The sequence below is a fragment of the Phyllobacterium brassicacearum genome (assembly GCF_003010955.1).
Taxonomy (GTDB): Bacteria; Pseudomonadota; Alphaproteobacteria; order Rhizobiales; family Rhizobiaceae; genus Phyllobacterium; species Phyllobacterium brassicacearum.
This window is the reverse complement of record NZ_PGGO01000051.1, coordinates 1-4,877: the sequence shown is the minus strand read 5'-3', so window position 1 is coordinate 4,877 and position 4,877 is coordinate 1. Positions and strand designations below refer to the sequence as shown.

The 4,877-nt window shown below is 55.7% G+C and carries 3 protein-coding genes, 1 tRNA gene, 1 rRNA gene and 2 pseudogenes; 5 read left to right on the top strand and 2 right to left on the bottom strand.

Annotation, left to right across the window (positions count from 1 at the left end):
* The 3 genes and pseudogenes from rrf to CU102_RS28055 all read left to right on the top strand — a co-directional run.
* A 5S ribosomal RNA gene (gene rrf / locus CU102_RS28065) occupies positions 1 to 97 on the top strand; the annotation flags it as partial.
* Positions 98 to 256: 159 nt separating this feature from the next.
* A tRNA-Met gene (locus tag CU102_RS28060) sits at positions 257 to 333 on the top strand.
* A gap of 177 nt (positions 334 to 510) precedes the next feature.
* Positions 511 to 1,272, top strand: a pseudogene (locus CU102_RS28055) (IS3 family transposase); the annotation flags it as partial.
* On the opposite strand, the gene tcmP reads toward CU102_RS28055, so the two are convergent.
* Positions 1,264 to 1,638 (bottom strand): three-Cys-motif partner protein TcmP, encoded by a 375-nt coding sequence (gene tcmP / locus CU102_RS28050; protein WP_106714322.1) that lies wholly within the window; start codon positions 1,636 to 1,638, stop codon positions 1,264 to 1,266. The pseudogene CU102_RS28055 and the gene tcmP sit on opposite strands and share 9 nt — an antisense overlap.
* 309 nt (positions 1,639 to 1,947) lie before the next feature.
* A pseudogene (locus tag CU102_RS28045) lies at positions 1,948 to 2,697 on the bottom strand (ISNCY family transposase); the annotation flags it as partial.
* A 1,131-nt stretch (positions 2,698 to 3,828) separates the two neighbouring features.
* On the opposite strand from CU102_RS28045, the gene CU102_RS28030 reads away from it, so the two are divergent.
* Positions 3,829 to 4,275: a hypothetical protein gene (locus tag CU102_RS28030; protein WP_133624815.1), complete on the top strand. Its 447-nt coding sequence runs from the start codon at positions 3,829 to 3,831 to the stop codon at positions 4,273 to 4,275.
* A 12-nt stretch (positions 4,276 to 4,287) separates the two neighbouring features.
* Complete coding sequence (locus tag CU102_RS28025; protein WP_106712798.1) at positions 4,288 to 4,515, top strand: helix-turn-helix domain-containing protein; 228 nt, start codon at positions 4,288 to 4,290, stop codon at positions 4,513 to 4,515.
* Positions 4,516 to 4,877: the final 362 nt, after the last annotated feature.

Here is a 4,877-nt window from a genome sequence, read left to right as displayed (position 1 = left end):
GTGGCCGCACCCGATCCCATTCCGAACTCGGCCGTGAAACGCCCCTGCGCCAATGGTACTTCGTCTCAAGACGCGGGAGAGTAGGTCGCTGCCAGGTCTGCCAAACGCAACAATCCATAGCTTCTCAGAACAAACAGACACATCAATCAAAAAGGCCGCGCATGCGGCCTTTTGCTTTTGCCGGTCAAACAAAGTAAGATCACACTTACGCAAAAGCAGGCAAAACGGCAAACAATCCGGTCAATCCGGATGGTGACGCGGGGTGGAGCAGCCCGGTAGCTCGTCAGGCTCATAACCTGAAGGTCACAGGTTCAAATCCTGTCCCCGCAACCATTGATATCGAATGTGCCCGGTCAGATTTGCCGGGCTTATTTTTTGCCTCTTCCCCCAATGACATGATGCCAGCGAGATCGCCGACAAGCTCGATGTCGAGCTCGCCGTGACTGTTCGGAGTGAGCCGGATAGCACTGACCATCCCACGGATAATCTCGACTGCCTCGTGGCGCGTCGTCTCGTCCGCCGAGCGACCATGCTCGCTACGACGAGGTTCTGCTGGACAAGATTGGCCAGAGTTTCAAGGCCAGCGACAGAACCTATGGTGCCCGGCGTGTCTGGCATGATGTGCTGGCTGAAGGCTTATCATGCGGTCTTCATCGCATAGAGCGGCTGATGCGTCAGAACGCGCTCCGAGCGAGGCCACGTCGGCGCGGCCTGCCGAAAGATGCGGGCGACCGATCTGTCATCATGCCGAATGTGCTGGATCGCCAGTTCGAAGCCGACAGACCGAACCAGAAATGGGTGGCCGACTTCACCTATATCTGGACGGCCGAGGGCTGGCTTTATGTTGCCGCCGTCATCGACCTGTTCTCACGCCGTGTCGTCGGCTGGTCGATGAATGCGAACATGACGGCGCAGCTCGTCACCGATGCACTCATCATGGCGATATGGCGCAGAGGAAAGCCGGATGCGCTGTTGCATCATTCGGATCAGGGCAGCCAATACACCAGCGAACAGTTCCAGCGCCTGATGGGCGATCACGGCATCACCTGCTCGATGAGCAGATCGGGGAACGTCTGGGACAACGCAGCGATGGAGAGCTTCTTCTCCTCGCTCAAAACGGAGAGAACGGCACGAAAGGTTTATCGGACAAGAAATGATGCAAGGGCGGACGTGTTCGATTACATCGAGCGCTTCTACAACCCAAGGCGTCGCCACTCGACATTGGGCTATCTCAGCCCGAACGATTTTGAAACCAAGGTGGAATTAGCTTAACTCAGTGTCCGAAAAACCGGCAGCAGGCCAGACTTGTCGTTCAGGGTGCCGAGCTGCTAGTTTGGCAAGTGCCCGACAGTATCGCTTCTTCTGTTCCATAAATATAATTCGATCAAACGCTGGTACCGTATCAAGCGCAATCCGCGCGGAACCCCTTCTCCGTTCAATTCTCTCTTCTATTGGGGGCAACAGTCCCCCTTCCAGCCCTTCGTAGCGGACAGTGCGCTCACCAGTGCCAGCGAAGGCGTCAATGTACCAGAGCTCGCCAAACTGACCTTTCAATGCTTGCGTGAAGCCGTGCAAATATTCTTCAACCAATGAGAGTTTTAGATCGGTTGAGATATTTCCAAACTCATGATCGCTCATACTATCCTCTCCCCCAACAAACACGTTGAGATGACGTGAGCTACCGAGTCAAGCTGGCGCACCATTGAAATGCATGACGGAAAACGCCCCGCAGTAGCACCTCGGTTCCCTTTGTGCAGGTTTCAGGTAGCTTCGTCGGGCGATCAAGCGACAATGCCGGACTGGGCCTCGCTCGTGCCGTTACTGTTGCGAGCGTGTTGCACAGGGCAAGCAAAGTTGCAGAAAGCGTAGGTGTAGCCCTATACGGTCGCGGAGATTGTCGTCCCAAGCGACACGATCACGGTCTAGAATTCAGAGAATGACAAAATTGGCCTGGCTCGAATTGGCGCAGATGATATCGATGTTCAGCTCGGCGAGAGCCCGGCCGAATTGCGTCATTGGGGGCTGTTCGGCCTTCCTTGATGGCTTGTAGACACGGAAAATCCCGTGCTTGTCTGAATAAAATGCGACTGGCTTGCCGTGCTGATCGACATAGGCCCGCGTGGCGCGCATATAATCGAAAGCGCTTTCCGATGCGGCAAATTGCAGGTGTTGAAGCTGGCTCGTCGCATCGTCGATAAACACCAGCAACGTGCATTTGGGACCGCGATCCTCAAACCAATGATGCGTGGAACCGTCAATCTGGACCAGCTCGCCATAGCAATCACGACGATATCGTGGCTGCTGAATGCGCGGCCCGCGATCGCGCCGCGTAAGCCACAGGCCAGCATCCTTCATCCACAACCGCAATGTCTCGCGGCCAATGCGCATGCTGTGTAGTTCGAGGAGTTTCTCCGCAGCCAGTGTCGGACCGAAATCGCTATAATGCTCACGCACAAGAGCAAGCGCATGCTGACGCAATGCCGTTGAATGAGCGCGATTGCTGGTGCGGCCACGCTTCTTCGAAACCAGGCCGGACGGTCCATCACGTTGCAGCGTCGCCAGCAAACGGTGAACCTGACGTCGCGACAGGCTCAGAATATCCGCTCCACGTACAATCGTCAGGCGTCCTTCCAGAACCCGACCAAGCGTATCAATCCGTGAAATCTCTCGTTCGCTCACACTCAAAACCTTCATCAGCAAAGCCACCCGCCAGGAACGCACAAACACGCGGGCAGTGTGACATCTCTAACTGGGCCAAGTGAGACATTACTAAATGGGCGCTACAAAATTTGTGGCGGCCAATTAGAAATGTCGCATCTCTCGCAAAGTAGAAATGTCATCCTGACAGCCGCTGAGGCGCGTCGCCGGGTAGGGCGGAGACCTCAATATCGCAGCCCGGACCGGCGACATTCGACCGGGCAGCAGCGGCCTGTTCCCGCATTCTGCGCTCCCTTCGTTGCTCGACCCAATCGTTCTTCCGAGATGGTTTGCGATCGCGTTTTTGATAGGCGATCACCTCGCTGTTGGTCTTTACTCTCGGCGGCGGCGTCGGATCCTGCTGCGCCTTGATCAAAGCGCGTCTATCGGCGAGGAACGTGACAAGTTGGCGCGTGGTTTGAGGCCAGACCCTTCTGCTAGTTACTTGCTCGCAAGACATCCAGCCAGCAATGAATGGTCTCGTTTGGCAATAGTTCCTCTGGTGGAGCTAGATCAGACACCAAACCAGAACCCTTTTATCGGCTCAGGAACTGTTTGGCTCTGCATCGGTCAGTACCTTTTCATGTGCGACGGCATCAATTGGTGTAGCAGCAGAAAAACGGTTGGGATCGTTCGATATCGTTATTTTGTCCCACTTTTTATGCTCGGCTCGGACGACTTGGCAAGTCTTACACCGAAACCTTTGCCGTCACTTTCTGGAATGAACTCAACGCCTGCGGATTCGAATATGTCCTTGATGCTATCGACGGTGGACTTTCTAAGCAGTTCACCACGTTCAAACCGCACTATGGTATTTGTTGAGACGTTTGCCAGCTTCGCAAGTTCCAGAACTCCAAGCTGTAACGCAGCTCTAGCCATGCGGCATTGCATCGGGTCCATTTATAATATCGCCATAATATGTTCATTTCGGTTGATCTGCTGACTCGTCTGCGTGTATGCTTGTATTCGTCGCAGACGGCCAACAGCATGTGTCCGCATCCTGTTGGCCTGACCATAAACCAAGTTATTAGGGAACTCGGATCGATGGCTGATTCTGAGAATAGCAGAACTTTGTCGCTAGTCACCCGGAGAGGCTTGCTCTCGGGTACGGCGGCATGGCTGGCAGAACAAATGGCAAATGTCCCGCCTGATTGCGGTGCGACCTCTTCGGCAGAAACTGATGTGCGGGTGCTCTCCCTTTGGTGCGACTGGATAGCGGCTCAAAGAGAGGTCGAGCGACTTTGCCGAAGGCAGCAGCGTCTTGAACGTCGTCTGGTCGCGGCTATCGGTTTCCCTCGCGTTGAAATATTGGCAGCGGGCATGGCGCGACCGGTCGCGGCGTTTACAGCGGACGAGATCGACTCCCTTCCTGGCGGGGGCGCTGGGACCGCCGACGCGCCAACACAGGCAAAACCCGCCCGTCGTGCCCGCAAGCAGGTATGGGTGGCGATGGACAAACCGCGTCGCTTTATCGCCGACATCATCGCGAAGCCTGATACCGCTTTGTGCACCGATGCTTCAGGGCAGCATCGTACAAACGACAGAAAACCGGAGATGGCCATGGCGAGCCGATCATGAATCCCGATCGCAATGGACACGTTCGACCCTCTTGCGCTGCGTAAGCTTCTCGCCCGCAATATGCGCATCCGCCGGGCAGAGCTTGCTATCTCGCAGGAAGAGGTTGCCCTGCGCACCGGACTGACCCAGGCCTATCTCAGCGGCATCGAACGGGAGAAGCGCAACATTTCCCTCGACACCATTCAAAAAATAGCCTTTGCCCTTGAAACGACGGGATCGGCGCTGCTCAACATGCGTTAGCGGCCTGATCGTCAAACGAAACGCCACCTCGCTGACAACCACACGCATCAGCGGCAATCGCGCAAACAGCTTTAGCGCCAGGTGCATACAATGCGCCACAGCTGCCGTTGGAGCCGCGAGAGCGCAGCGAGACAGCACAGACATGTAAACGTTGTCCCCACGAATTTTTTGGCTAAAACGTTTCTAGGGCGGGATAGCTGTCGCGACTGAATTTTGCCAACTGGCGCCAACGGGAGACATGCAGCACTTAAGCACCCACATCGACGATAGACTGGCCGAACGCTTTTCAGCGCTGGCTCATGTGCATGGCGGAAAGTCCGCCTTGCTGCGTCACCTCGTGCGTCTGGCCGTCGATGGACCAT

What these genes read in the sequence shown, in the direction of transcription:
- tcmP (WP_106714322.1), bottom strand. Translation starts at nt 1,638, where the DNA reads ATGAGCGATCATGAGTTTGGAAATATCTCAACCGATCTAAAACTCTCA.
- CU102_RS28030 (WP_133624815.1), top strand. Translation starts at nt 3,829, where the DNA reads ATGGCAAATGTCCCGCCTGATTGCGGTGCGACCTCTTCGGCAGAAACT.
- CU102_RS28025 (WP_106712798.1), top strand. Translation starts at nt 4,288, where the DNA reads ATGGACACGTTCGACCCTCTTGCGCTGCGTAAGCTTCTCGCCCGCAAT.